18 protein-coding genes are annotated in these 24,014 nt (G+C 65.3%); 12 read left to right on the forward strand and 6 right to left on the reverse strand.

The window, feature by feature from the left end; translation table 11 throughout:
• Positions 1–405 precede the first annotated feature (405 nt).
• A complete protein-coding gene (locus QOZ81_RS00990; protein WP_291202953.1) occupies positions 406–3,633 on the forward strand; it encodes a PAS domain S-box protein in 3,228 nt (1,075 codons plus the stop codon).
• Between the two features lie 15 nt (positions 3,634–3,648).
• Positions 3,649–4,560 (forward strand): response regulator, encoded by a 912-nt coding sequence (locus QOZ81_RS00995; protein ID WP_291202950.1) that lies wholly within the window; start codon positions 3,649–3,651, stop codon positions 4,558–4,560.
• 66 nt (positions 4,561–4,626) lie between these two features.
• On the opposite strand, the gene QOZ81_RS01000 is transcribed toward QOZ81_RS00995, so the two are convergent.
• From QOZ81_RS01000 to QOZ81_RS01020, 5 genes are all read right to left on the reverse strand, one after another.
• Complete coding sequence (locus tag QOZ81_RS01000; protein ID WP_291202947.1) at positions 4,627–6,342, reverse strand: ABC transporter substrate-binding protein; 1,716 nt, start codon at positions 6,340–6,342, stop codon at positions 4,627–4,629.
• A complete protein-coding gene (locus tag QOZ81_RS01005) occupies positions 6,339–6,959 on the reverse strand; it encodes an SCO family protein (RefSeq protein ID WP_291202944.1) in 621 nt (206 codons plus the stop codon). Before QOZ81_RS01005 ends, QOZ81_RS01000 begins: the two co-directional genes overlap by 4 nt.
• A 75-nt stretch (positions 6,960–7,034) precedes the next feature.
• The gene (locus tag QOZ81_RS01010; protein ID WP_291202941.1) at positions 7,035–9,167 is read right to left on the reverse strand and encodes a multicopper oxidase family protein; all 2,133 of its coding nucleotides are present in this window, start codon (positions 9,165–9,167) and stop codon (positions 7,035–7,037) included.
• 222 nt (positions 9,168–9,389) lie between these two features.
• On the reverse strand, positions 9,390–9,740 hold the full coding sequence (locus tag QOZ81_RS01015) for a hypothetical protein (RefSeq protein WP_291202938.1): 351 nt from the start codon (positions 9,738–9,740) through the stop codon (positions 9,390–9,392).
• Positions 9,737–10,279: a hypothetical protein gene (locus tag QOZ81_RS01020; protein ID WP_291202935.1), complete on the reverse strand. Its 543-nt coding sequence runs from the start codon at positions 10,277–10,279 to the stop codon at positions 9,737–9,739. The genes QOZ81_RS01015 and QOZ81_RS01020 overlap by 4 nt, the downstream gene beginning before the upstream one ends.
• 1,063 nt (positions 10,280–11,342) lie before the next feature.
• Between QOZ81_RS01020 and QOZ81_RS01025 the strand changes: the two genes are divergently transcribed.
• The 4 genes from QOZ81_RS01025 (at position 11,343) to QOZ81_RS01040 (ending at position 17,354) form a co-directional block, all read left to right on the forward strand.
• Complete coding sequence (locus QOZ81_RS01025; RefSeq protein ID WP_291202930.1) at positions 11,343–12,992, forward strand: sigma-54-dependent Fis family transcriptional regulator; 1,650 nt, start codon at positions 11,343–11,345, stop codon at positions 12,990–12,992.
• Positions 12,993–13,291: 299 nt separating this feature from the next.
• Complete coding sequence (locus tag QOZ81_RS01030; protein WP_291202927.1) at positions 13,292–15,739, forward strand: ice-binding family protein; 2,448 nt, start codon at positions 13,292–13,294, stop codon at positions 15,737–15,739.
• Positions 15,740–16,190: 451 nt separating this feature from the next.
• Positions 16,191–17,051, forward strand: coding sequence for an ice-binding family protein (locus QOZ81_RS01035; RefSeq protein ID WP_300715251.1), 861 nt, complete (start codon positions 16,191–16,193; stop codon positions 17,049–17,051).
• Positions 17,052–17,153: 102 nt separating this feature from the next.
• Positions 17,154–17,354, forward strand: a complete 201-nt coding sequence (locus QOZ81_RS01040; RefSeq protein WP_291202921.1) for a hypothetical protein — start codon at positions 17,154–17,156, stop codon at positions 17,352–17,354.
• 82 nt (positions 17,355–17,436) lie between these two features.
• On the opposite strand, the gene QOZ81_RS01045 is transcribed toward QOZ81_RS01040, so the two are convergent.
• Positions 17,437–19,098, reverse strand: coding sequence for a sigma-54-dependent Fis family transcriptional regulator (locus QOZ81_RS01045; RefSeq protein ID WP_291202918.1), 1,662 nt, complete (start codon positions 19,096–19,098; stop codon positions 17,437–17,439).
• Between the two features lie 159 nt (positions 19,099–19,257).
• Here QOZ81_RS01045 and QOZ81_RS01050 point away from each other — a divergent pair, with 159 nt between their 5' ends.
• From QOZ81_RS01050 to QOZ81_RS01075, 6 genes are all read left to right on the forward strand, one after another.
• On the forward strand, positions 19,258–19,563 hold the full coding sequence (locus QOZ81_RS01050) for a hypothetical protein (protein WP_291202914.1): 306 nt from the start codon (positions 19,258–19,260) through the stop codon (positions 19,561–19,563).
• A 60-nt stretch (positions 19,564–19,623) separates the two neighbouring features.
• Positions 19,624–21,105 (forward strand): Ig-like domain-containing protein, encoded by a 1,482-nt coding sequence (locus tag QOZ81_RS01055; RefSeq protein ID WP_291202911.1) that lies wholly within the window; start codon positions 19,624–19,626, stop codon positions 21,103–21,105.
• A 38-nt stretch (positions 21,106–21,143) separates the two neighbouring features.
• The gene (locus QOZ81_RS01060; protein WP_291202908.1) at positions 21,144–22,637 is read left to right on the forward strand and encodes an OmpA family protein; all 1,494 of its coding nucleotides are present in this window, start codon (positions 21,144–21,146) and stop codon (positions 22,635–22,637) included.
• 53 nt (positions 22,638–22,690) lie between these two features.
• Positions 22,691–23,449, forward strand: coding sequence for a BON domain-containing protein (locus QOZ81_RS01065; protein WP_291202905.1), 759 nt, complete (start codon positions 22,691–22,693; stop codon positions 23,447–23,449).
• Between the two features lie 68 nt (positions 23,450–23,517).
• A complete protein-coding gene (locus QOZ81_RS01070; protein ID WP_291202902.1) occupies positions 23,518–23,667 on the forward strand; it encodes a lmo0937 family membrane protein in 150 nt (49 codons plus the stop codon).
• 10 nt (positions 23,668–23,677) lie between these two features.
• Positions 23,678–23,965: a hypothetical protein gene (locus QOZ81_RS01075; RefSeq protein ID WP_291202899.1), complete on the forward strand. Its 288-nt coding sequence runs from the start codon at positions 23,678–23,680 to the stop codon at positions 23,963–23,965.
• Positions 23,966–24,014 lie beyond the last annotated feature (49 nt).

Genomic DNA, 24,014 nt, shown 5'->3' on the forward strand with positions numbered 1-24,014 from the left:
GTCGCTCCAGAATGATGGACCGATTCCTGGGCATCGGCGGCGGCAGTGAACTTAATTGCCTTTGAGTAAGCTCTTTATGGTTCGGAACGGAACGTGCTGCATCTCCTCCGGGAGGATCTCACACCGGAAGGGCGCAGCCTCCATGCCGAGGCTCAGCTTCTCACCCCCGGCCATCGACGCCGCAAGCCCGATTCCACCCAGAGGTCCACCGGCGTTCTCTTCCCGAGAATGCCAACTTCACTTTCAGCGAAACGATGTGTCCTGCGACACACACTGCAGATACATCCACCCCTATTTCCGCGGCGACGGGATTCCATGCGGGATGGGCGTATAAGTAGTCGAGGTGCTGCTTGCATCTTCGGCCTCGCGATCCGCACGTTTTTCGCGGTTTCCCAGAGGTTGGCCGTGCCCAAGATTGTCCTCTCTCCCGCCCTTGCGCCGCCTACCCTGGAGGGGGGAGAGGACCTTTCCCGAACCCGCCCGGGGGGCCTGAAAGCCTCGTCCCGGACCTACGCCACCCTGGCCATGGCGATCCTCCTGGCCGCCCTCCTGATCATCCCGTCCTTCTGGGTGTTCATCCAGGTCAAGGGGGCCGCCAAGGCTCGCAGGCATGCCTACGAGGTCATCGTCCAGGCGCAGACCCTGCTGACGGCCCTGAGCGATGCCGAAACCAGCCAGCGCGGCTTCGTGCTGACCGGAGACGAGGCCTTTCTGAGCCCCCATGCAGCCGCTCGAGACGGTGTTCACCGGCAGCTGGACGAGCTTGGCTTGCTTGCCCGAACGGGTGCGGCCCGCGCCCACCTCGCGGCGCTGAAGCCCCTGGTGGATGCGAAGCTGGCCGAGCTGTCCAGGGTCATCGAGTTGCGCCGCGCCCACCAGGTGAAGGCGGCGGTGGCGGTCGTGGCGGAAGGCCAGGGCAGGCGCCTGATGGATGCCATCCGGGTCGAAATGGGCGGGTTCCTCCTGATCGAGGATGGCGAGGTGGCGAAATACGAGGCGGCGCTCCAGTCGAACCTGGCGGCCCTGTTCGTCATCCTGGCCGTGGTCGGCGCCTTCGCCCTGCTCGTGGCCTTCTTCTTCGTCTATGCCATGCACCGCCAGACGCGGCAGAGGATCAGGGACCTGGTCCATGCGGAGACGCAACACCTGCTTGGCATCCAGGAGGGTACCAACGACCAGCTCCAGCGGGTCAACGCCATCCTTCAGGCGAGCGAGGAACAGCTTGCGGTCACGCTCAATTCCATCGGGGACGCGGTCATCGCCACCGATGCGGAGGCCCGCGTGAGGATTCTCAATCCCGTCGCCGAGCAACTCACCGGCTGGACCCTGGCCGAAGCCAAGGGTCGCCCCCTGGATGACATCTTCCGCATCATCAACCAGGAAAGCCGCCTGCCCGCGGTGGCTCCGGTCATGGAGACCCTGGCCCGGGGGACGATCCAGGGCCTGGCCAACCACACCCTGCTCATCGGGCGGGACGGTACTGAGCGGGCCATCGCCGACAGCTGCGCGCCGATCCGCGACCGGGTTGGGCAGGTGGTGGGCGCCGTCCTGGTGTTCCGCAACGTCACCGATGAGTACGCCTCGCAGCAGGCCCTGCACGACAGCAATGCCATGATCCAGACCATCCTAGGCACCGTGGTGGATGGCATCATCACCATCCATGCCCGGAACGGGGTCATCCAGACCGTCAACCCGGCCGCGGAGCGGATGTTCGGGTACGCCGCGACCGACCTCATCGGCCAGAGCTTCGGCCGGTTGATCCCCGAGCTCGGGCAGGTCCAGCTCGACGGGGCACTGGATCTCTTCCAGGCCAGCGAAGAGGCCCGCGCCCTGGGCTTCGGCCGGGAGGTCGAGGGCCAGCGCAAGGATGGCCAGGTCTTCCCTCTGGAGATGGCGGTCGGCGAGATGTGGCTGGGCGGCCAGCGCTACTTCACGGGCATCCTCCGGGACATCAGCGCCCGCAAGCAGGTGGAGGCGGCCCTGCTGAAGGCCGGGGCGCTCCAGAACGCGATCTTCAACAGCGCCAACTTCTCGAGCATCGCCACGGATGCGAAGGGCGTCATCCAGATCTTCAACGTCGGCGCGGAGCGCATGCTGGGCTACGCGGCGGAAGACGTCCTGAACAAGATCACCCCGGCCGACATCTCGGATCCCGAGGAGCTCATCGAGCGGGCCAGGGCCCTGAGCCAGGAGCTGGACACCCCGATCACGCCGGGCTTCGAGGCGCTGGTGTTCAAGGCCTCCCGGGGCATCGAGGACATCTATGAGCTGACCTACACCCGGAAGGACGGCAGCCGCCTGCCGGCGCTGGTATCGGTGACGGCCCTGCGGGATGCGCAGGGATCCATCATCGGGTACCTGCTCATCGGCACCGACAACACGGCCCGGATCCAGATCGAGGCCGAGCGGACCCTGCTGGACGAGGCCCTGCAGGCCAAGAACGCGGAACTGATGAGCGCCCGGATTATCGCCGACAAGGCCAACCTCGCCAAGTCCGAGTTCCTCTCCAGCATGAGCCACGAGCTGCGCTCGCCCCTCAATGCCATCCTGGGCTTCGCCCAGTTGATGGACTCGGCCTCCCCGGCCGCGAGCCCGTCGCAGAAGGCCAGCATCGACCGCATTCTCCATGCGGGCTGGTACCTGCTGGAGCTGATCAATGAGATCCTGGATCTGGCGGTCATCGAGTCCGGCAAGCTCTCCATTTCCGAAGAGCCGGTCTCGCTGGCGGAAGTCATGTTCGATTGCCGGTCCATCATCGAACCCCAGAGCCAGAAGCGCGGCATCAAGCTGACCTTCCCGGCCTTCGACGCGCCCATCTTCGTGAGGGCCGACCGGGTCCGCCTCAAGCAGGTCCTCATCAACCTCCTGTCCAATGCCATCAAGTACAACCGGCCCGGGGGGACGGTGGTGGTGGCCTGCACCTCCACCGTCCAGGGGCGCGTCCGCATCAGCGTCCGGGATACCGGGCAGGGCCTGGCGCCCGACCAGGTCCGGCAGCTCTTCCAGCCCTTCAACCGCCTCGGCCAGGAACGAAGCGCCGAGGAGGGCACGGGCATCGGCCTGGTGATGAGCAAACTGCTGGTGGAGCTCATGGGCGGCGCCATCGGCGTGGACAGCAAGGTCGGCACCGGAAGCGTGTTCTGGTACGACCTCAATGCATCCGCGGCCCCTGCAGCTCCCGGTCTTGATGACAGCTTCATGGACAAGGCGACGGCGCCGGATGCGGACGTCGGGTCACCCCGCACGGTGCTGTACGTGGAGGACAATCCGGCCAACCTGGAGCTGGTGTCCCAACTCATCGGACGGCGCCCCGACCTGCGGATGCTCGGCGCGGTGGATGCGATGCAGGGCCTCCAGATGGCCCGCGACCACCAGCCGGACGTCATTCTCATGGACATCAACCTTCCCGGGCTCAGTGGCATCGAGGCGCTGGCCCTCCTGCGGAAGGACCCTCTGACCCTCCATGTCCCGGTGGTCGCCATCAGCGCCAACGCCATGGTGGGTGACATCAAGAAGGGCCTGGAAGCCGGCTTCTTCCGCTATCTCACCAAGCCCATCAACGTCGTCGAGTTCATGGACACGCTGGATGTGGCCCTGGAGTTCGCACGGCTGGCATCCATCGAAGGCAAGTAAGGAGCTGCGGTACACATGATCAGTGCAACGGACATCCTCCAGGGCAGGATCCTCATCGTCGACGATCAGGAGGCCAACGTGCGCCTGCTTGAGCAGATGCTGCGGGAGGCCCACTACACCTCCATTGCCTCGACCATGGACCCGGGCCAGGTCTGCGAACTCCACCTGATCAACCACTACGACCTGATCCTGCTGGACCTCCAGATGCCGGGCATGGACGGCTTCCAGGTCATGGAGAACCTCAAGGAGATCGAAAAGGGCGGCTATCTCCCGGTCCTCGTCATCACCGCCCAGCCGGACCACAAACTGCGGGCGCTGAAGGCCGGGGCCAAGGATTTCGTCAGCAAGCCCTTCGACCTGGCGGAGGTGCTGCTCCGGGTCCACAACATGCTCGAAGTCCGCCTGCTCCACCAGGAGACCAAGAAGCTCTACGACCGCATCCTGGCCGAGCAGAAAGTGTCTGAGCGCCTCCTGCTCAACGTACTGCCCGGCTCTTTGGCGGAACGGTTGCAGGCACGGCCCGAGGCGAAGACGAGCGTCTTCACGGAGCTCGTGACTGAAAGCTATGCGGAAGTGTCGGTCCTGTTCGCCGACATCCTGGCCTTCACCAAGTTTACGGAGGGGGCGAGCGCCGAAGTCCTGGTCGGCGTGCTGGACGAGATCTCCCATCGCTTCGTGGACGGCTTCCACAATCCGGTGATGGACCGGACCCGGACCATCGGCAACGCCTACCTGGCGGCCATCGGCCTGACCGACGCGGTGGCCGAACGCACGATCCAGGCCTCACGGAAGGCGCTGGACATCATCGAGGCCGTGGACCGCTTCAACGAGCACAGCCGGTACAAGCTGAACCTGCGCATCGGCATGGATGTCGGTGCCGAAGTCTCCAGCATCGTCCACAAACGGAAGATTACCTACGACCTGTGAGGGCCCGGGCCAGTGACTTCCGCCTCCAGGATCCAGTCGAGGTGGGCATGGCCCTTGTCTGCGTTCCTAGTGGATGACCCAATCGCTCTTCTGGATCAGGTTTGGTGAAGGGCCGGAGGCGAGCTGCATGATGAAGCAGCCCTTGGAGGCGTAGCGCTGACCGGGGCCGAAGCTGAGGCGGAAGAAATCCGGAAGGGACTGGTCCCCTTGAAGGCTGATGCGGTCCAGGAGGTTCTCCCGGTGGATGTTGCGGTCCATGTCCAGCAGGGCCTGGCGGAAGACTTGGATCATCGAGTAGGTCCGGGTGGAAATCCGGGTTTCTGGGTTCCCCTTCTCTATCCCCGTCAGCAGGGAATCGGCGAGCTTGGACACCTTCGGTTCATAGGCGGGGTCGCGGTAGGGGTAGGTGAGGTAGGTATAGGCCCGGGCCCGTTCCGGCAGGCTGTAGAGCTTCGGGCCGAGCTGCCGGGAGGACATGAACACGAGCTCGGGACGGCCTGGCCGGTCCGCCAGGCCATCGAGGGCCGGGAAGGCGCCGGCGCCGGTCCACAGCATCACCGTGGTGAAGGTCTCCAGCTGGAGAAGGGATTCGAGAAGGCCCCGGTTCAGGGTTTCGCCCTTCACCAGGCGGATTTGTCTTGCCTCGCCCTGGCCCAGCTCCTGCCAGGTTTCCTGGAACCCGGCGGCCAGCGCCCGGCCCTCGGCCCCATCATGAACGACCTGAAGGACCCGCTGGACCTGCCCCCTGGAGGTCAGGCCCCGGAGGAAGCGGGCGGCGGCCTGACCCTCCTGGTAGTACCCCTTTGAGAAGTACTGGGTATACCAGTCAGAGTCGGACACCACTGGGAAATCCGTGATGGGGAATAGGCAGGGGAGCCGGTGGGATTCGCAGAAGGCATGGATGGGCTTCCAGTCCTGATAGGAAAGCCCGCCGAGCAGGGCGAAGACCGGTTCCTTCGCCAGGTAGGCCTCCAGCTGTCGGGGCCAGGAATCCGGCGAGCCCTTCAAGCGCCACACGGAAAGCGACAGGTGGCGATAGCTGCCTCCTGGATCGATGCCGCCGACGCCCCGGTCCATGCGGTTGTGGAAACCAGTCGGGATCTGGTTGTGCCGGGTCACATAGTTGTTCATGGGCACAAGCATGGCCTGCTGATCCTCCCGACTGACCTCGGCCGTGATCACCGTGGCCAGATGGATGGTTCTGGCATCCACGCCCGGGGGCGCTTCGGTACTGAGGGTCCGCAGGTAGTGGATCAGGGTGGCCATGTCCTCCTCTGCCAGGTCGTAGCGGGGCATGACCTGGCGCAGGGTGCGCCCGGCGGGATCGAGTCCCGAACGGAGGGCGCGGGCGAGGGTCTCGTCGGTATAGGCGGGCCGCACCGGGGGTGTCCGGAATTTCAGGCGCTTGCGCTCCTCCGGGCTCAGGTTGGGGAACTTCACGAACCTGGGCTGGAAGAGCCGGGCACCGCTGATGGCGAGGGTAGGGATGCCGCCCTCCCAGGAGCCGAACCCGCTGCGCAGGTGGCAGCTCACGCAGGTGAAGGCCGTGCCGGATACCGGCACGTCCCCGTTAACCAGGGCCTGCATCGGTTCCCCCGAAGGAAGCAGGCCCTCGCGGTACATGCGCTCACCCAGGGCCTCCCGGGACGGGGCGGCCGACGCAGCCCTCGCATCCCGCCTTGGCGGGGCCGCCACGGCCGCACTGGATGAGACCAGCAGGAAGAGGGCCAGGGCCTGGAACAAGGTCCGGAGTGGGGAGATTTCCTCGATTCGCTGGATCATAGGATGCCCTCCTTGCGGCACTCGGCGACAAACTCCGTGGAGCTCATCAGGCCGAAAATTCGAGTCCACTTGCCTGTTCTGGGCACGCGGATGAAGGTCAGGGGGTAGTGGGCCATCTTGTTGGGGATGTAGGCGTTGAAGGCCCGCATCACCTTGTCGATGTCTTCGCGTCGGCCGGTGAGGAACTGCCAGCCGGGCCTGGACCGGTAGCGTTTCAGATAGTCCCTCATCACTTTGGGAGTGTCGTGCTCGGGATCGATGGAGATGGACACCAGGTGCAGAGGGGCCGCCCCGGGTGGCCGCTTCAACTGAAGATTCGCGTAACCCGCCGAAAGCACCGGGCAGATGGTGGTACAGGTCCCGAAGATGAAATCCACGATGACGGGTTCGCGGGATTCGAGCATGGCCTTGAGGGACACGCCCATTCCGTCCTGGTCAACCAGGGTGACATCCGGAACGGAGTAGCTTTCGGTGGAGCGGGTGTAGGGCGCCGGTGTCTGGGCCGCCAATCCGGTCGCGGACAGGGCCCCCAGGGAAAAGACGAGTGCGGGGATGGTCCGTGTGCGGTGGTTCATGCCGAAGTCCCTCAGCTGAATCGTGCGGTTCTGGGTGTCCATCCGGTGCCCCGGGCTAGCCCCCGGCTCCATGACGGGGAATCGTGGACGACGATCCCCCGCCATGGGCGTGGGAGACTACTTCACGACCAGGGGCCGCATCATGTCGTGCTCTTCGTGCTCGAGGATGTGGCAGTGCCACACATATTCGGCGCCACCGGTCCGGGGGCTGGGCGGCACCACGAAGGGCAGATTCCTTGGCAGATCGAACTTCATGATCACGGTGGTGACCTCGCCGGGGTGCATCTTGATGGTCTCCTTCCAGCCGATCTCCGTGGTCTCGGGGCCACGGGCCGGACCCGTGTAGATCATGCTGGCTGCCTGACCGACGGGGGCCGCGAGGTAGGCGGTGGTATCGAAGGGCTGCCGCGAGAGGATCTGGATGTTCACGAGGTGGATGTGGATCGGGTGAGTATCCGCCGTCAGGTTGGCGATCTGCCAGACTTCCGTCGCCCCGGCTTTGACCGTCTCGGTGGTCGGGTCCGCGTAGGCCCGGGTGAAATCACCGACCTGCACTGGCGCGACGTTGGTTCCGAGCATCTGGACCAGGCGGCCGTCGGCGTCGAACGTCTCGTTCAGGGTGAGCTGCCGAACGGTGACGCCGCGACGGATCGGTATCGGCAGCGGAGCTGCCGGCGTGGTGTTCCAGCTCAGGAAGGGGATGGGCGTGGTCGAGACAGGACCGGCCAGGGGCTGATCCATCTTCGCGTCCGGAAAGCCCGCCAGCTGCATCGCGGGCGAGATCCGCAGGGGCTTGTCCCTGGGAATCGCGGGGCTGTCCGCCTTGACTTCGAACCGCAGCAGGGTCTGGGTATCCCCATCCCCGGCCGCATTCGGGAAGTCGTTGTCAATGGACCCACCTGGATAGGGCCCCGGCGAGTCGTTCCACATGATGTATTTCTTCCCGCCGTTGCCGTGGAAATCCACCAGGACATCCAGGCGTTCACCGGGAGCCATGATGAGGCTTCCTCCGGGGTTGGCCGGGTCGACGGCGCGGTTGCCGAGGGAGTCCGCGACCGTGTTGAGAGGAACGCCCGAGGGGACATTCACCGCATGGGCCAGGAAGCCGCCCTCGGTGCCGATCACGGTCCAGTTGGGGCCGGGCCGGGTGAAGTCTGGCCGGCCTGCGCCGTTATCCTCGTAGAGCTGGAGGTTGAGGAAGCGGGCCTGGCAGGCGTTGAGGATGCGCAGGCGATAACGCCGGGGGTCCACCGTCGCCTTGGGGTAGGGCGCTCCGTTGACCAGCATCGTGTCGCCGAACATCTCCGGCACGATCGAAACCGGGGGTGGCGCGCCAGGACCGAGCTCCCACTTGCTGCTGTTGTAGACATAGGGGTAGTAGAGGTCCCCGGGTCCCACGGCACTCCCCGGGAAGGCGGGATCCGGGTGGGCAGCGGTCTGGAAGATCTTGTCCTGGAAGACGATGGGAAGTTCGCGTCCCCCCTTCTCGATGAACTGCGGCAGCCCGAAATCCCGCACCAGCGAGGCTTCGAACGCGTCGCGCAGGATGTAGGCCGAGGCGATGCCGGCATAGGCATTCGGGCGCGTGATCCCGACCGAGTGATCGTGGTACCACATCAGGCGGGCGCTCTGATCATTCGGGTAGTAGTACTCCGCCTCATTGGCGGGGACCACCTCTCCGGGCCTGAGCACCTGGTTGTTGATGAAACTCGTGCCCTTCCCGCCTTGCGGATCCCAGTTGTTGAAGGGCCCGCCATCGCTGATCCAGGGGATGAATCCCCCGTGGAGGTGGGTGCTGGTGCGGTTCACCGCCCCCTGGGCACCCATGAGGGTCGCGTCGACGGGGAGGATGTGGGCATTGGGCAGGTTGTTGTGGAAGGTCAGCTGGGCCGGGTGCCCTCGCTGCGCGACGATGATGCCGCCCAGGTGCTTCTGAACGGGGATCCCCGTCACGCCTAGGGCGGTGCGCGGGTTGTAGCCCCAGAGGGTGGTGGGCCCGCCCAGGTCGGGATGCAGGGTGTCGGTGAATTCATTGATGTCGATGCTGTAGTGGTCGGCGACCTGCCCGTTCGGGAAAGTCCGCGTGCCGTCAGGCACCGCCACGGGGATCGCGCCGGGTCCGACGCCCCGGAGCTCCTGGGTGAAGTGGGTCAGGGGCGGTGTCACCACCCCCTGGGGCACGAGGACCCCCAGCGGCTTCGGCGGAGCCTGGGCGGTGGCGGACTGGCCGCAGACGAGAGCAGCTACCACCAGGCCGAGGAAGGGCCTCCCCGTCCGCCGCAGAAGCGCAGATGTTCTTGGTGCAGAGCCAGTACGAACACGCATAGATCACCTTTGGAAGAGCCGCGCGGATGCGCGTCGGGGTAGAGAAGGTCCTACAGCGGGGGGGGCTGCAGGGGTGGCCCCAGAAGTCATCTCCTGGGGTTGTGGATGGGGGTGGGGTGGTATCCGTGGTTGGTTGGGGTTGTTTGTTCAGGTGATGACCAGTCGATTCCAGCTGAAGGAAGCCACTGGCCGTGGTTTGGCGATATGCCGGTGGTGTTCGGCCTCGCAGAACCGGATGCGCCAGGCCTCCTGGGCCTGTTCCCGGGTACGGCTCCAGGCGGTGCGGCACCGGGCATCGTGATCCAGGAGCTCCAAGGTGGCTCCATTGAGAGCGGCCTGCAGGGCGGTGTAGTCGAAGCGGTCACGTTCCGCTCGCAGCGGGTCGACGCCGAAATGGGCCGGGAGGCCGCCGAGGAGACTCCGGAGGAACCAGGTCAGGCGTGATTCGGCATGCGGAAGCTCGTCGATCTTTGGCTTTGGTGAGGGCAGCCGGGTCATGATCCGCCTCCCACGTCGCACAGGACGCCCGGATGGATGGCGTAGTGGGTCGCCCCCGAGGTCACGAGGATGGCCCGGGCGACCGACACGTCGAAGGGTGCGCCGTGCGTGATGACGAGGCACTTGTCGGCCGTGATGGCGGCCTCGTACTGCAGGCTGCAGTTCCTGGGGAAGCCGAGGCTGAGGAACGCGCTGCCCAGGACGCCGAGATCACTCACCACCAGTCCGCTGTCCAGGGCTCCGACGAGCCAGTACACCAGGGGGCCGAAGGCGGTGAGGGTGCCCAGGCCCGGAATGAGGAAGGAAGCGGAGCCGAACACCAGACGACGGGTCCCGCCCCAGAAGCCGGCCTGGCTGTCCCAGACCTCGATGCTGTCGTCCGCATCGCCATGGCTGGCGAGGGGTCCTCCGGTTTCCACATCCCGGCAGACGATGGATAGCCGCTTCATGTCGAAACCGGCGATGTGGAGCGTCCGGATGCTCGATTCCGCCTCCCGCCGGGAGTTGAAGATGCCCACCGCTGCATTCTGCTCGGCCACGGCGCTCCTCCTTTCCTGGTGACGGTGGGTCGGTTGGACGGCAGGCCGGAGCCTTCGCCGCTCTGGGACGCAGAGGTTGCCCTCCCTCCAGAAGGCCAGGAGCATCGCCCCTGTGCCGTCAGGCTGGCCGAACATCAGAGGACTCGGAGGCAGGGCTGTCCGGTTGAAGGGAGTACTCCTGGGGAACGCCCAGGGAAGTCAGCGCATCGTCGGAGAGCTTGCAGTGGTTTCCGAGGGCATGGCTGAGCAGGGTTCTCCAGTCCCATGAGAGCTCGCTGCCTCCCGGGACGGATGCAGGCGGGGGCTGGGGAACCAGGATCGGAACCAGGAACTCACCAGGGCGTGGGGGGACGGACCCGACCATGTCAGGACTTCCGGCCATTTCCGGAGCTCGGCTTCCCGGTCACCGGTGGCGCCGCGGTGGGTTTGGCCGCAGGATCCTGCTTCTCCCTGGCATTGCGCCGGGGGGGCTCTGCATCTTCCCTCGGGTCGCCGTCAGAGGAATGCGACTGGCCGCGGCTGCGCATGAAGAACGCTGCATCCCGCATGGGCTCCCTATCGAGCTCGGCCTCGGCCGTCGGATGGAAGCCGATCCTCAACCGATTGGCTTCCCGTGGCAGCGGGACCAGGGAGCTGATCCCCTTGAGCAGGGCGATGGGTGGAGCCGGCAACCGACTGGATTTCATGGACACGATGAACCTCGGTGGGGAATTGACTCGGTGATCCGATGGGCTTTCGGCACGGGAATGACAGGGCAGACCAAAGAAACCCCCTCGGGAATCGATGGGTAGGAGGAGCGGGTGGGCGGGCTGGAGGAGGGGCGGGGAAGGGAGATCCCTTCTGGTCTCGATCAGGCGATCGAAGCCGGGATCTCGGGAATCGAGGATTTCGCGGTCTGCCCAATTGTTAGCAATTTATGAACCAATTATAAAAATTGAAATAAAACAAGTTGAAATATAGAAAAATAAAACGGCTCTGCATTACCGTTCAATTCGAAAGCATCCACTTCAATTTGAACGATATTGATGGAGCAAATCTAAAATGATGGAAGTCGGGGCCCCGCATGCGTGCCAAAGAGCTCGACCACAAGGAGGTGCTGGACCTGGATCCGGATCGGGGCCTGATCCATTTTGCGGGCCGGCGGGCGCTGATCCTTGATGCCGAGGCGTTGGGAGTGCTCAGAAAGTACCTGGTCGAGAATTTCGGCCTGTCGGCCGCCCGGACCCTGCTCACCCAGTTCGGATTCGCCCATGGCTGGCGGGTCGCCGAGGCCGTACGCTCCGGGTTCACGATGGATAGCGAGGATGACTGGCTGCTTGCGGCCACCCGGATCCATGCGCTCGGCGGGCACTTCCATGTGGAATCGGCGTGCAAGGACCCCCTCGTCCAGGAGGGGATCCGCATCGTTTCCTCGTATGAGGCGGAGCAGCACATCCTCCATTTCGGCCGTTCCGATGCCCCGACCTGTTGGACCATCAGCGGCATTCTGAGTGGCTACCTCTCCCGGATCGCCGGCGAGGACATCTTCGTCCTCGAAGACCGCTGTACTGGGAGGAACGACAGCTGCTGCCATCTCACCGGGAAGACCCGGGAGGCCTGGGGCGATGACCGGGCGAACGAGCTCGGTTTCTTCGAATCGGAGCGGATCCACGACTGCCTCGATGTCTCACTCCAGCGGGTCACGGACACTTTGAAGGCGGCCGAGGGAAAGTTGAAATCCCACCGCCAGCTGCTGGAAAAGGCGGTCCCCAGCTTCGACGATCCGCTGGGCCTCGTCGCCAAGAGCGAGGCGATGCGCCAGGTCCTGGACTGGGCGCGGCGCCTGGCCCGGGTCGATGCCACCGTCCTCATCACCGGCGAAAGCGGCGCCGGCAAGGAGCGGATCGCGCGGTTCATCCATAACGAGTCCACGCGGGCGGCGGGGCCCTTCGTGGCCGTCAACTGCGGCGCCATCACCGAGACCCTGCTCGAAAGCGAGCTCTTCGGACACGTGCGGGGGTCCTTCACCGGCGCGACGCATGACCGGGCCGGTCTGTTCGAGGCGGCCCACCAGGGCACCCTGCTGATGGACGAGATCGGGGAGATCTCGCCAGGCATGCAGATCAAGCTCCTGCGGGCGATCCAGGAACGGGAGATCCGCCGTGTCGGCGAGAACCGGAGCCGACGGGTGGACGTCCGCATCCTCGCCGCCACCAACCGCGACCTTGCCGCCAGTGTGTCGGAAGGTTCCTTCCGGCAGGATCTCTACTACCGCCTGAAGGTGGTCGAGCTGAACGTGCCGCCCCTCCGCGAGCGCCGGGAGGACATCCTGCCCCTCGCCCGGCAATTCCTCGCGGCCTCGGCCCTGCGGATGAAGCGCCAGGTGTCGGGCCTGGCCTCGGGTGCGGCGAGCCACCTGCTGAACTACCCCTGGCCGGGCAATGTGCGCGAGCTCGAGAACACCATGGAGCGGGCTGTCGCTCTCGCCCGGGGGAGCCGCGTGGAGTCCCAGGACCTGCCCGTGGAGGTCTGCCTGGCGATCCCCCGACCCCATGCCACCACTGGCACGGTGCTGCCGCTGGAGGCGGTCGAGAAGGACCACATCCTCGCCGTGCTGAAGTTGAACGGCGGGAACCAGGCCCGTACCGCCGAGCAGCTCAAGATCTCCCCCGTGACGCTGTACCGCAGGCTCAAGAGCTACGGCATGCTTGGCCGGGAAGCCAAGAACCGGTAGAACGGCCGTCGGCCACGACCCAGTCCTGGTGGCAGGTGATCGGTCCCTGCCGCTAAGCCCGAGCCGAAACCGGGGTTCCCGGCGGCAAGACGTCCATCCGCACCCATCAAACTGGAAATGAATGCCATCACATTGATGGGCATTCAAAATCGATGGGCATTCACAACGACTGGAAATAAAAGATTAATGACAACTTAAAGAAGTGGAACGAATGCTGCCCTTCTAGGTCTGGAATGCTCCATCGCTGGTGAGTGGCGTTTTTAAAAGAATTTCCGACCTACTCACGCAAGGAATCCACCGTGACATCCATTTGGAAGTCCTCCCTCTATCGACCAGGCGCAGCCCTGCTGGTCCTCCTCTCTTTGGCAGCCTGTGGCGCAGCCGCCCCAGGGGCCAAGACCAAGCAGGCGATCTCCACCTCGACCACCCCGGCGCTGCCCGTGAGCCTGGGCTCGGCCAAGCAGTTCGTCATCCTCGCCAAGACCGGGATCTCGACCGTGCCGACCTCGGCCATCACGGGCGACATCGGCGTCAGCCCCATCGCGGCGACCGCCATCACGGGGTTCGGCCTGATCGCGGACGCCTCGAACGGCTTTTCGACCTCCTCCCAGGTGACCGGACGGGTCTACGCGGCCGATTACGCGGCTCCCACCCCAACCTACATGACCACGGCCGTCAGCGACATGCAGCTGGCCTTCACGGATGCCGCTGGGCGCGCAGCCGATGTCACGGAGCTGGGTGCCGGCAACCTCGGCGGATTGACCCTCAGCCCAGGCGTCTACAAGTGGGGCACAGGCGTCCTCATCCCGACAGACCTGACCTTGAATGGCAGTGCGACCGATGTCTGGATCTTCGAAATCGCCCAGGACCTGAACCTCAGCAACGGCACGAAGGTCATCCTGTCCGGTGGCGCCCTGCCCGAGAACATCTTCTGGCAAGTGAGCGGCGCGGCCCACCTCGGCACGACGGCCCACCTCGAAGGCGTGGTGTTGAGCCAGACCGCGGTGACCCTGGCGACCGGCGCCTCGATCAACGGCCGGATCCTCGCGCAGACCGCGGTCACCCTGGATGCCAGCACCGTGGCGGCGGGCGCGAGTCCAGTAGCTCCCATGGTCCTTGCCAATACGCCCCTCAATGGAGCCACCGGCGTCCTCCTCAGTGAGAAGATCGGCGCTACCTTCAGCACCGGGATGGATCCCGCCACGCTGACCTCCGCCACCTTCACGCTGGTCGCCGGCGCAGGTGCGGTTCCGGTTTCTGGGACGGTCAGCTACGCCAATTCGACGGCGGTATTCCAGCCGATGGCCGTGCTCACGCCCAATGAAACCTACACGGCGACGATCACCACCGGGGCCAGGAACGGCGCTGGCGTGGCCCTGGCAGCCAACCGGGCCTGGAGCTTCACCACCGGCGCGGGCAACACGACGGTCCCGCACATCCTTGCCAACTCCCCCCTCGACGGCGCCACGGGCGTCACGCTTTCGGGCACCGCCAGCGCCACCTTCAGCGAGGCGATGGATCCCGCCACCCTCACCGCCAGCACCTTCACCCTGACCTCCGGAGCTGGGGCCCTTCCGGTCCCGGGCACCGTGTCCTACGCCAATTCAACGGCCGTGTTCGTGCCGTCCGCTCCGCTTGCGGCCGGCAGCACCTATGCCGCGACCATCAACACCGGAGCCCGGAGCGCCTACGGCGTGACCCTCGCCGCGGGTCGCACCTGGAGCTTCACCACGGTCAGCAACGTCCCCACCACTCCGACCGTCCTGTCCAGCGTCCCCCTCGATGGGGCCACCAATGTTCTCGTCAACGAGAACGCCAGCGCCACCTTCAGTGAAGCCATGGATCCCACGACCCTGACTTCGCTCACCTTCACCCTGACCTCCGGCATGGGTTCCATGGCGGTGCCGGTCCAGGGCACGGTCAGCTACACGAACATGACCGCGACCTTCCTGCCGTCGACGCCGCTGGCGAACAATGGCATGTATACCGCGATGATCAGCACCGGGGCCAAGAGCGCCTCCGGGATGGCCCTCGCCGCCAACCGCGCCTGGAGCTTCACCTGCAGTCCCATGTCAATCGGCCGGTCGGTGAACCTTGGAACCGCCGGCAACTACGTGATTCTGGCCAAGACCGGGATCTCCACCGTGCCTGATTCCGTGATCACCGGAGACATCGCCGTCAGTCCCATCGCCTCCGCCGCCATCACGGGCTTCTCCCTGACTGCGGATGCCTCGAATGTGTTCTCGACCTCCCTGCAGGTCACCGGGAAGGTCTACGCGGCCGAGTATGCCGCGCCCACTCCCGCCAGCCTGACCACCGCCGTCGGCGACATGCAGACCGCCTTCACGGATGCCGCCGGCCGCACCGCCGACGTCACCGAACTGGGCGCCGGCAACATCGGTGGCATGACCCTGGCCCCGGGTGTCTACAAGTGGAGCAGTGGCGTCCTGATCCCCACGGATCTGACGCTCACCGGCAGCGCGACGGACATCTGGATCTTCGAAATCGCCCAGACCCTGACCATGGGCAGTGCCACCAAGATCATCCTGGCCGGCGGCGCGCTTCCCAAGAACATCTTCTGGCAGGTGAGCGGTGCGGTGGTGCTCGGCACCACCTCCCACATGGAAGGAATCGTCCTGGCCCAGACAGGCATCACCCTGGCGACCGGCGCCTCGATCAACGGTCGGCTGCTCGCGCAAACGGCAGTCACCCTCGACCACGGCACCGTGACCCAGCCGGCGCTCTAGTCGCCCATCCCTTCAGCCGATCGATGGGTTCCTCCCTCTAAGAGGCATGAACGGAAATCCAGAATCGGCTGAAGGGTTCCCACCCGCCAGGATGCCCTGCGAAGGCGACCAGACCTTCCAGCCCAGCGAACCTGCGCAAGCACAAGCGCGCACCTCGTCCAGGGACTGGAGATCGACCCGAACCGAAGCCGCCTGGCGGGTGCGGACACGCAGCCCGCTGCTGCCACCCAGTGAACGGCCCCTGAACCACGAATCACCTGGCAGGGGGGCACAGCCCCCGTCTGCCCGCCATTCCACCCGCTGATTCGAAGGAGGCAGAGAAGTGCTGGCGCCCTAACCCTGAAATCTGCAAGCAATCCTCAACAACCGCAATCAACATCCGATTTTGGAGATCATCACCATGTTTACTTCACCTCGAACCAAGCTCATCTCAATGCTCATTCTCGGCGGCATGACCAGTGCGATTCCCGCCTTCGGACATGCCCTTCATGACGATCGCCACGAGGGCCGGAAGCATCGGCATCCCGTGGTCGCGCCTCCTCCTGTGACTCCTGCAGGAGTGCCCTACTCCGCCATTCTGGGGTCCGCATCCCCCTTCGGCGTCTTCGGTGGCGGCGCCGGGGTGACCAACTCGGGCATCTTCACGGTCATCAACGGGGATCTCGGCACCACCGGCATCACCACCATGATCACAGGCTTCCATGATGGCAATGCCGTCTACACGGAAACCCCCCTGAACATCGGCGCCGTCAATGGCACGGTTTTCACCGCCACCGCCCCTGACGGTTCCGTGCCCAGCGTGATCGCCTCCGCCGCGGCCCTGGACGCCCTGAAAGCCTATGATGCGCTGTCTCCTGCGGCGCTTCCCGGTGGCATCGATGTCGCCACCCTGGGCGGCGGCGCCGGCGAGCTGGGCAACCGCACGCTCGGACCTGGCATCTACAAATCCGCGGCCGCGTCCTTTGCCATTCAGGGGGGTGACCTCACCCTCGATGGCCGCAACGATCCCAATGCCATCTTCGTCTTCCAGATGGCCAGCACCCTCCTCGTCGGTGGTCCTGGCGCCGCCTTCCCCCAGAGCGTCATCCTCATCAATGGCGCCCAGGCCAAGAATGTCTTCTGGCAGGTGGGCAGCGCCGCCACCATCAATGCAGCAGGCGGGGGCCACATGGTCGGCACCATCATCTCGTCGGCGGCCACGACGTTCTCCACCGCCGGCAACGTGACCGTGGTGACCCTTGAGGGCCGAGTGCTGGCCTTGAACGCCTCCGTCACGATGGTCAATACGCACGTCAACCTGCCCGCGCTTTAAGGCTCAGGGCCCTGTCGTCATTGGATAGGCACGGGAGGAGATGGACTGGGTTTCCAGTCCGTCTCCTCCCTTTCACACATCATTGCCCGAGAAGGATCATCCATGAATTCCACCGGAAAGCTCATCCAGGTTTCGACCCAGGAAACCGCCCAGAAGACCTACCAGGATGGACTCCAGGCCATGTGGGAGGCGCGCTGGCGCGTGCTGGGGGCCGATGGCGAGGCCGACTGGGCCCAGCGTCACGGATCCCATCCCTCGGCTGTCTGCCCGCTCGTGGCTGTTGAGGATCCTCGCAAGGGTTAATCTGCTGTGCTCTCCGAGGAGCCCCGCTCCATCCACGGAATCACCGGAACCAGGACGGTCCCGGGTCAAGTCCTTCCGTTGGTCAGGCGTCCTTGCGGCTTGACCGGTTTCCGGCGATGACGCCGTAGCCCTTGAGCTTGCGGTAGAGGGTGGCGGAACCGATCTGGAGCTGCTCGGCGGTGCGCGTCTGGTTGCCGTTGTTGAGGGCCAGGGCTTCCAGGATGTAGTCCTTCTCGATCGAATCGAGGGGACGGACGGTTCCGTCGGAAGCTGCGGGGATGGGGCGCGCCTGCCGGACCTCCTCCGGCAGGTCTTCGAATTCCACCCGGGTTCCCGGCGACAGCGCCACTGCACGCTCCATGGCGTTCTCGAGCTCGCGCACGTTGCCCGGCCAGGCGTAGCGGACGAGCTGATCCGTCGCCGCCGGGGTCAGGCCTGAGATCTTCCGCTTCATCCACAGGGCCGAACCCGCCAGCAGGACCCGGGCCAGGGGCAGGATGTCCTCCCGGCGCTCCCGGAGGGGTGGGACGTTCAGTTCGACGACTTTGAGGCGGTAATAGAGATCTTGGCGGAAGGCACCGCTCGTGACTTCCGCGGAAAGGTTCCGGTTGGTGGCCGCGATGATGCGCACGTCCACCTTGCGGTTCTTGTTCTCGCCGACGCGCCGGATCTCGCGCTCCTGGATGGCCCGCAGGAGCTTGACCTGCATCCCTGGCGAGACCTCGCCCACTTCGTCCAGCAGCAGGGTTCCGCCATTGGCGGATTCGAACAGGCCCGGGCGGTCGTGGGTGGCGCCCGTGAAGGCACCGCGGGCGTGCCCGAAGAGCTCGCTTTCCAGCAGGGATTCGGAAATGGCGCCGCAGTTGACCGCGATGAACGGTCCTGCGGCCCGGGTGGATTCCTCGTGGACCAGGCGGGCGATGCGCTCCTTGCCCGAGCCGCTTTCGCCCGTGACGAGCACGGTGGAATCCACCTTGGCCACGCGGCGGGCCAGGTCCACCACCCGCTTCATGGCGGGGCTCTTGGCCACGATCCCCAGGATGGGCTCATCCCCCTCGGGTGTCACCAGGACCAGGACGCGCTTGTGCTCCTTGATCTTCCGCTCAGCCGCCTTGAGGGTCTCGGTGACCCGTTGGATCGAGACATCGAGGCACTCCGCCAAGCGGGTCTGATCATAGAAGCGCAGCTCGCCGGCCCGCTCGTCACCCCACTCCTCGCGCGTGCGGCCGAAGAGGTGGCAGCCTGCGTCCCCCTTGCCCAGGCAGCGATCCTCCAGGACGAAGATCTCCTTCCCCGCGGTGCGGCTGAGGTAGCCGCTGATGAGCCCGCTGATGGTCCAGCACATGGGTGCGTCGGCCCGGCCGAAGTGGAGCAGGTGCTGCTCCGCCTCGTACGAGGCCAGGAGCATCATGCCTTCCTTCGAGAGCGGATCGCGGCTTTCAGGCACCACGCCAAACAGCCCACCGAGGGCGGAAATGCGGCTGCCCGCCTGGCGCCACTCCTCATCATTCCTCCATTTGAACTCGGTCTGCATGGCCTCGGCCATGCGCCAGCCGTGGGCGAAGCCGAACTGGGTGAGCACAGTGCGGGCGGCGGTGAGGCCGAAGTTCTCGACCAGGTACTTGCGGAGGAGGCCCATGGCCACGGCATCCAGGACGATGGCGCGCTGTCCCGCGAAGCGGATGACTCCACCTCCTGGATCCAGCTCCAGGAGTTCCTTGTGGTCCAGATCCTCGGCACGCATCGGTGGCCTTCATCCTTCGGACTGAAGGAGTGGGTCGTTCATCTTGATCGAATATACCACCAGGCTCCAGTAGTTGATGATATTTAAAATTTGATTTAACAGATGTTAAGAAATGGCTTGGTTCGTGCGGAGGAGAACTTCAGTAAGAGGAGTTCCCCCTTGAGTTCTCGAATTGAAACGATCCGCCGCGTCATGTACGCCCTGGCCATGCTGACCGGCGTGGCTATGGTGGCCTCGCAGTTCGCCTGCAAGCAGCCGCGGTCCATCCCCTCGACTGCCGAGCTCCGCTCGGTGGACAGGCTGCCCTTGTCTCCGCAGGAAACGATGAAGGTCGTGCAGCCCGATATGGTCAGCCCCCTCAGCTGGTGGGTTCGATCCCAGCGCACCGCCAAGGCGGCGGCCACGGCCGCTTCGGAACTCGCCCCATCGAAGACCTCCGGCGCCGCCAGCCAGGCTCTGCCCTGACGAAGCGGGCAGGTCTTCCAACCATCCACAACCACCCCCCTCAACCTCAAGGAGTTCTCCATGAATCATTCCACACGTGAAATCCAACGGCTGGCGGTCCCCATGGGCTGCCTGCTGCTCATCCTCGCAGCCGGATGCCGGGGGCGTGACCCGATCCTGGGTGGCAGTGGCGTCGTGTCGGGCACAGCCCCGGACACGATCCGGCCCCGGGTGACGCTCACCCAGCCGGCCACGACAAATCCCGGCCCCACGGTGGTGGCGCCTTCCAACTCGGCCATCACGGCCACCTTCTCCGAAGCCATGGCATCCGCCTCGCTGTCCGGCGCCTCCTTCACGGTGACGAGCGGAGGACCTGGCGCGAACCCGGTCGGTACCGTGACCTACCTGGCCGGCAGCCGGACGGCGGTCTTCACGCCGGCGGCCGCGCTGGCGATCGGTACGACCTACACCGCCACCGTGACCATGGCCGCCACGGATCAGGCTGGCAATCAGCTGGCTGGCAATCAGGCGGCCCTGCCGGCCGCCAGCAACTTCATGTGGACCTTCGTCGCATCGGCACCCGACCTGGTGGCGCCGACCGTGATTCTCACCAGCCCGGCCCACCTGGCCACCGGTGTGGCGATCAACAGCAGCATCAACGCCACCTTCAGCAAGCCGATGGACCTGTCGAGCCTCACGACCACGACCTTCACCCTTCAGCCCAGCGGACCGCCCCTCGGCAATTCGATCCTGGGTGTGGTCACTTATGATGCGCTGAGCCGCATTGCGACGCTCAGCCCCTCCGGTCCCCTGACGGCCAGCACGCAGTACACCGCCACGATCACCGGCGCCAAGGACCTGTCCGGCAACGCCCTGGTGGCCGGGCTCGCCCCGAACCCCTGGACCTTCACCACGGGCACCAATGTGGCAGCCGCTGGCGTGGCCCTCGGTTCGGCCGGCGTCAACGGCATCATGGCCACCTCCGCCATCACGAACACCGGTGCCGGCACCATGGTCAACGGCAACGTCTCCCTGGAACCCGGCACATCGAACGGACTGCTGCCGGTGCAGGTGAACGGCCAGATCCACATCAATGACACCGTGTCCCACCAGGCGGCCATCGACCTGCTCGTGGCCTACAACTTCGCCAAGAACCTGCCTCCTGGCACCACCGTCACCGCGGGTGCCGACCTGGCGGCCGTGTATCCCCTGGGCATTCCTCCCGGAACCTACACCTCGGGCAGCACCATCCTCGTCTCGACGCCCCTGATCATGGATGCCGGTGGCAACGCCAACGCTGTATGGGTGTTCCAGATCGGTTCATCGCTGACCACCTCCGCCAACATCAGCCTCGTGAACGGGGCCCAGGCCAAGAACATCTTCTGGGTTCCCACCCTGGACGCGACCATCGGCGTCGGCTCGACCTTCTTCGGAACCATCGTGACGGGTCGGGATGCCACGGCGAAGACGGGTGCCGTGATCAATGGCCGGATCCTGGCTGGCGCGACCCTCGCCGGCACCATCGCCCTCGACACCAATACCGTCAACGTTCCTGCCCTTTAGCATCCTGAGCCCCGCTCACCCACCCATTGGAGAACCCCATGAAGGCATCAAGACTCACAGGAATGCTCGGCCTGGTGGCGCTCGCGCTAATCGCCAGCCCCCGCGCCATGGCCCAGGACTCGGGCTGGTACATCGGACTCAACGTCGGGAAGTCCAAGGCGAAGATCGATGACGCGAAGATCACCAGCGGCATCGTGGGCTCCGGCTTCACCGTCACCACGCTGAACGACCAGAACAGCAGCACCGGCTACAAGGTCTTTGGCGGCTACTCGTTCAACAAGTACTTCGCCTTTGAGAGCGGCTACTTCGACCTGGGCAAGTTCGGCTACGACGCCACCACCCTGCCCGCGGGCGCCCTGAACGGCGAGATCAAGGTCAAGGGCTTCAACTTCGACGCTGTCCTGAGTCTCCCCCTCACCGAGAAGTTCTCGGTGTTCGGCCGGATCGGCGTGGATCGGGCCAAGACCAGCGGCACGTTCTCGGGAACGGGCTCTGTGACCGTGGCGACACCGAATCCCAGTGAGCAGGCGACCAACGTCAAGTACGGCGGCGGCCTGCAGTACGACTTCACTCCCACCATCGGCATGCGTGCCGAGCTGGAGCGCTACCGCATCAACGACGCCGTCGGCGGCAAGGGCGACATCGACCTGGCCTCCATTGGCCTCCTCGTGCGCTTCGGACGGACCAGGCCGACGCCCGTCGCCTATACGCCCGCGCCTGAGCCGGTGGCCCCCGCTCCGGAACCCTACCTGGCGCCCCTCCCCGTGGTCGTACCGGCTGTCGCCCGAACCGAGCAGTACTGCACCATCCTCGACCTGACCTTCGAGATTGATCGTGGCGCCATCGAGCGCGACGACCTGGAACGGCTCGCCGTGGTGGGGACCTTCCTCACCAAGTACCCCGGCACCACCGCCGTGATCGAAGGCCACACCGACAATGTCGGCACCGAGGAACACAACCTGGCCCTTTCCAAGCAGCGGGCCGAGAGCGTGGTGACCTACCTGGTGGACACCGTCCACGTGGACCGCAGCCGCCTTTCGGCCGTGGGCTACGGGTACGCCCGCCCCATCGGGGACAACGCCACCGAGGAAGGCAAGCGCCAGAACCGCCGCATCAATGCCGTCGTCTCCTGCGTGACCGACATCGAGGGCCTGAAGGTCAAGCCCGCCCGGATCACCATGGCCCTGGAGATCGAGTTCGACCTGCTGAAGGACGACGTCAAGCCCGAGCATCGCGAGGAGCTCCGCAAGGTGGCCAATTTCCTGAAGGCCAATCCCGCCGTCACCGCGACGGTGGAAGGCCACGCCGGCAAGGTCAAGACCACCGATGCCTCTGCCATGGCCATCTCCAAGCGCCGCGCCGAGAACGTCGTCACCTACCTGGTGGACAACTTCGGCATCGAGCGTTCACGGCTGACCGCGGAAGGCTTCGGCAAGACGCGCCGCTTCGCCTACAGCACCACCCTGGAGGGGCAACAGGAGAACCGCCGCGTGAACATCATCATCAGCTACCCCGGCACCACGAAGATCTAGGAAACACCAGCACTTCAACCCCATTCGCCCTTCGGGCAGAAAGTGAACTCACCATGCGCAATTTCAGGCTCTCCCCCGCCACCGCCATCACGGCCTATGCCGCCATGATCATGGTGACCGGCGTGTCGCTCCAAGCCTCGGATGCCGACCACAAGATCGAGCATGCCGCCAAGACCAGCTACAACTTCAAGACCTATCTCAAGGACGACAACATCAAGGTGGATTCGGCCGATGGCGTGGTCACCCTGACGGGTACCGTGGCCCGCGAGTACCACAAGTTCCTGGCCCAGGAGACCGTGGTCGGCTTGCCGGGCGTGAAGCGCGTGGACAACCAGCTGGGGGTCGTGGGCGAGCAGCCCGCCGAGCACTCCGATGGCTGGATCACCATGAAGGTGAAGACCGTGCTGGCCTTCCACAAGCATGTCAGCGCCACGGGCACGGAAGTGAACACACAGAACGGGGTGGTCACCCTCACGGGCAAGGCCGACACCCTGGGTGAGAAGCAGCTGACCGGGGAGTACGCCAAGGACGTGGAGGGCGTCACCGAGGTCCGCAACGACCTGGTGATCGCCAAGTCCAACCGGCGCACCATGGGCGACAAGGTGGACGATACCTCCATCACGGCCCAGGTGAAGTCGACCCTGCTGTTCCACAAGTCCACGAGCATGCTCGCCACCAAGGTCTCCACCCTGAACGGGGTGGTCAGCCTGAACGGCGAGGCGAAGAATGCCGCTGAGCGCGATCTGGTCACCAAGCTCGTCGAGGACATCCACGGCGTGCAGTCCGTCCACAACCGGATGACGGTGAGGTAGACCCTTCCATGCCCGACCCCCGGAACGTTCCGGGGGTCGGGGCTTCACATCCCAAGAGAGGAGCCACCATGCTCTGGACCATCGCCATCATCCTGCTCGTCCTGTGGGCCCTCGGCCTCGTGAGCTCCTACACCATGGGCGGCTTCATCCACATCCTCCTGATCGTGGCCATCGTCGTCGTCCTCATCCGGCTCATCCAGGGCCGGAGGGTCCTCTAGGAGTGCCCTCATGTTCGAGAAGCGCAAGGCCTACGAAAGCAACCTCGAAGCCCAGCTGGCGATGTGGAAGGCCGACATCGACGTGCTCCGGGCCAAGGCCGGGCGCGCGGAAGTGAGCGCCAAGGTCCAGTACGACAAGACCATCGACAGCCTTGAGCGCACCCACGCCGAGGCCGGCCAGCGCCTGCACAGCCTGCAGGAGGCCGGTGACGAGACCTGGGAAAGCCTGAAGACCGGCACCGAGAAGGCCTGGACGGAGCTCCGGGACCTGTTCCACCACTCCAGGGGAAAACACTGACCAGGCGCCCAGGACCCGACACACTGCCAGCCCCCCCATCCCGACCGAT

Source organism: Geothrix sp., assembly GCF_030219325.1.
GTDB lineage: Bacteria > Acidobacteriota > Holophagae > Holophagales > Holophagaceae > Geothrix.

Bases quoted from the DNA above. Each gene is read 5' to 3' on its own strand.
- QOZ81_RS00995 (WP_291202950.1), top strand. From the start codon at position 3,649: ATGATCAGTGCAACGGACATCCTCCAGGGCAGGATCCTCATCGTCGAC.
- QOZ81_RS01000 (WP_291202947.1), bottom strand. From the start codon at position 6,342: ATGATCCAGCGAATCGAGGAAATCTCCCCACTCCGGACCTTGTTCCAG.
- QOZ81_RS01005 (WP_291202944.1), bottom strand. From the start codon at position 6,959: ATGGACACCCAGAACCGCACGATTCAGCTGAGGGACTTCGGCATGAAC.
- QOZ81_RS01015 (WP_291202938.1), bottom strand. From the start codon at position 9,740: ATGACCCGGCTGCCCTCACCAAAGCCAAAGATCGACGAGCTTCCGCAT.
- QOZ81_RS01025 (WP_291202930.1), top strand. From the start codon at position 11,343: ATGCGTGCCAAAGAGCTCGACCACAAGGAGGTGCTGGACCTGGATCCG.
- QOZ81_RS01035 (WP_300715251.1), top strand. From the start codon at position 16,191: ATGACCAGTGCGATTCCCGCCTTCGGACATGCCCTTCATGACGATCGC.
- QOZ81_RS01040 (WP_291202921.1), top strand. From the start codon at position 17,154: ATGAATTCCACCGGAAAGCTCATCCAGGTTTCGACCCAGGAAACCGCC.
- QOZ81_RS01045 (WP_291202918.1), bottom strand. From the start codon at position 19,098: ATGCGTGCCGAGGATCTGGACCACAAGGAACTCCTGGAGCTGGATCCA.
- QOZ81_RS01055 (WP_291202911.1), top strand. From the start codon at position 19,624: ATGAATCATTCCACACGTGAAATCCAACGGCTGGCGGTCCCCATGGGC.
- QOZ81_RS01060 (WP_291202908.1), top strand. From the start codon at position 21,144: ATGAAGGCATCAAGACTCACAGGAATGCTCGGCCTGGTGGCGCTCGCG.
- QOZ81_RS01065 (WP_291202905.1), top strand. From the start codon at position 22,691: ATGCGCAATTTCAGGCTCTCCCCCGCCACCGCCATCACGGCCTATGCC.
- QOZ81_RS01070 (WP_291202902.1), top strand. From the start codon at position 23,518: ATGCTCTGGACCATCGCCATCATCCTGCTCGTCCTGTGGGCCCTCGGC.
- QOZ81_RS01075 (WP_291202899.1), top strand. From the start codon at position 23,678: ATGTTCGAGAAGCGCAAGGCCTACGAAAGCAACCTCGAAGCCCAGCTG.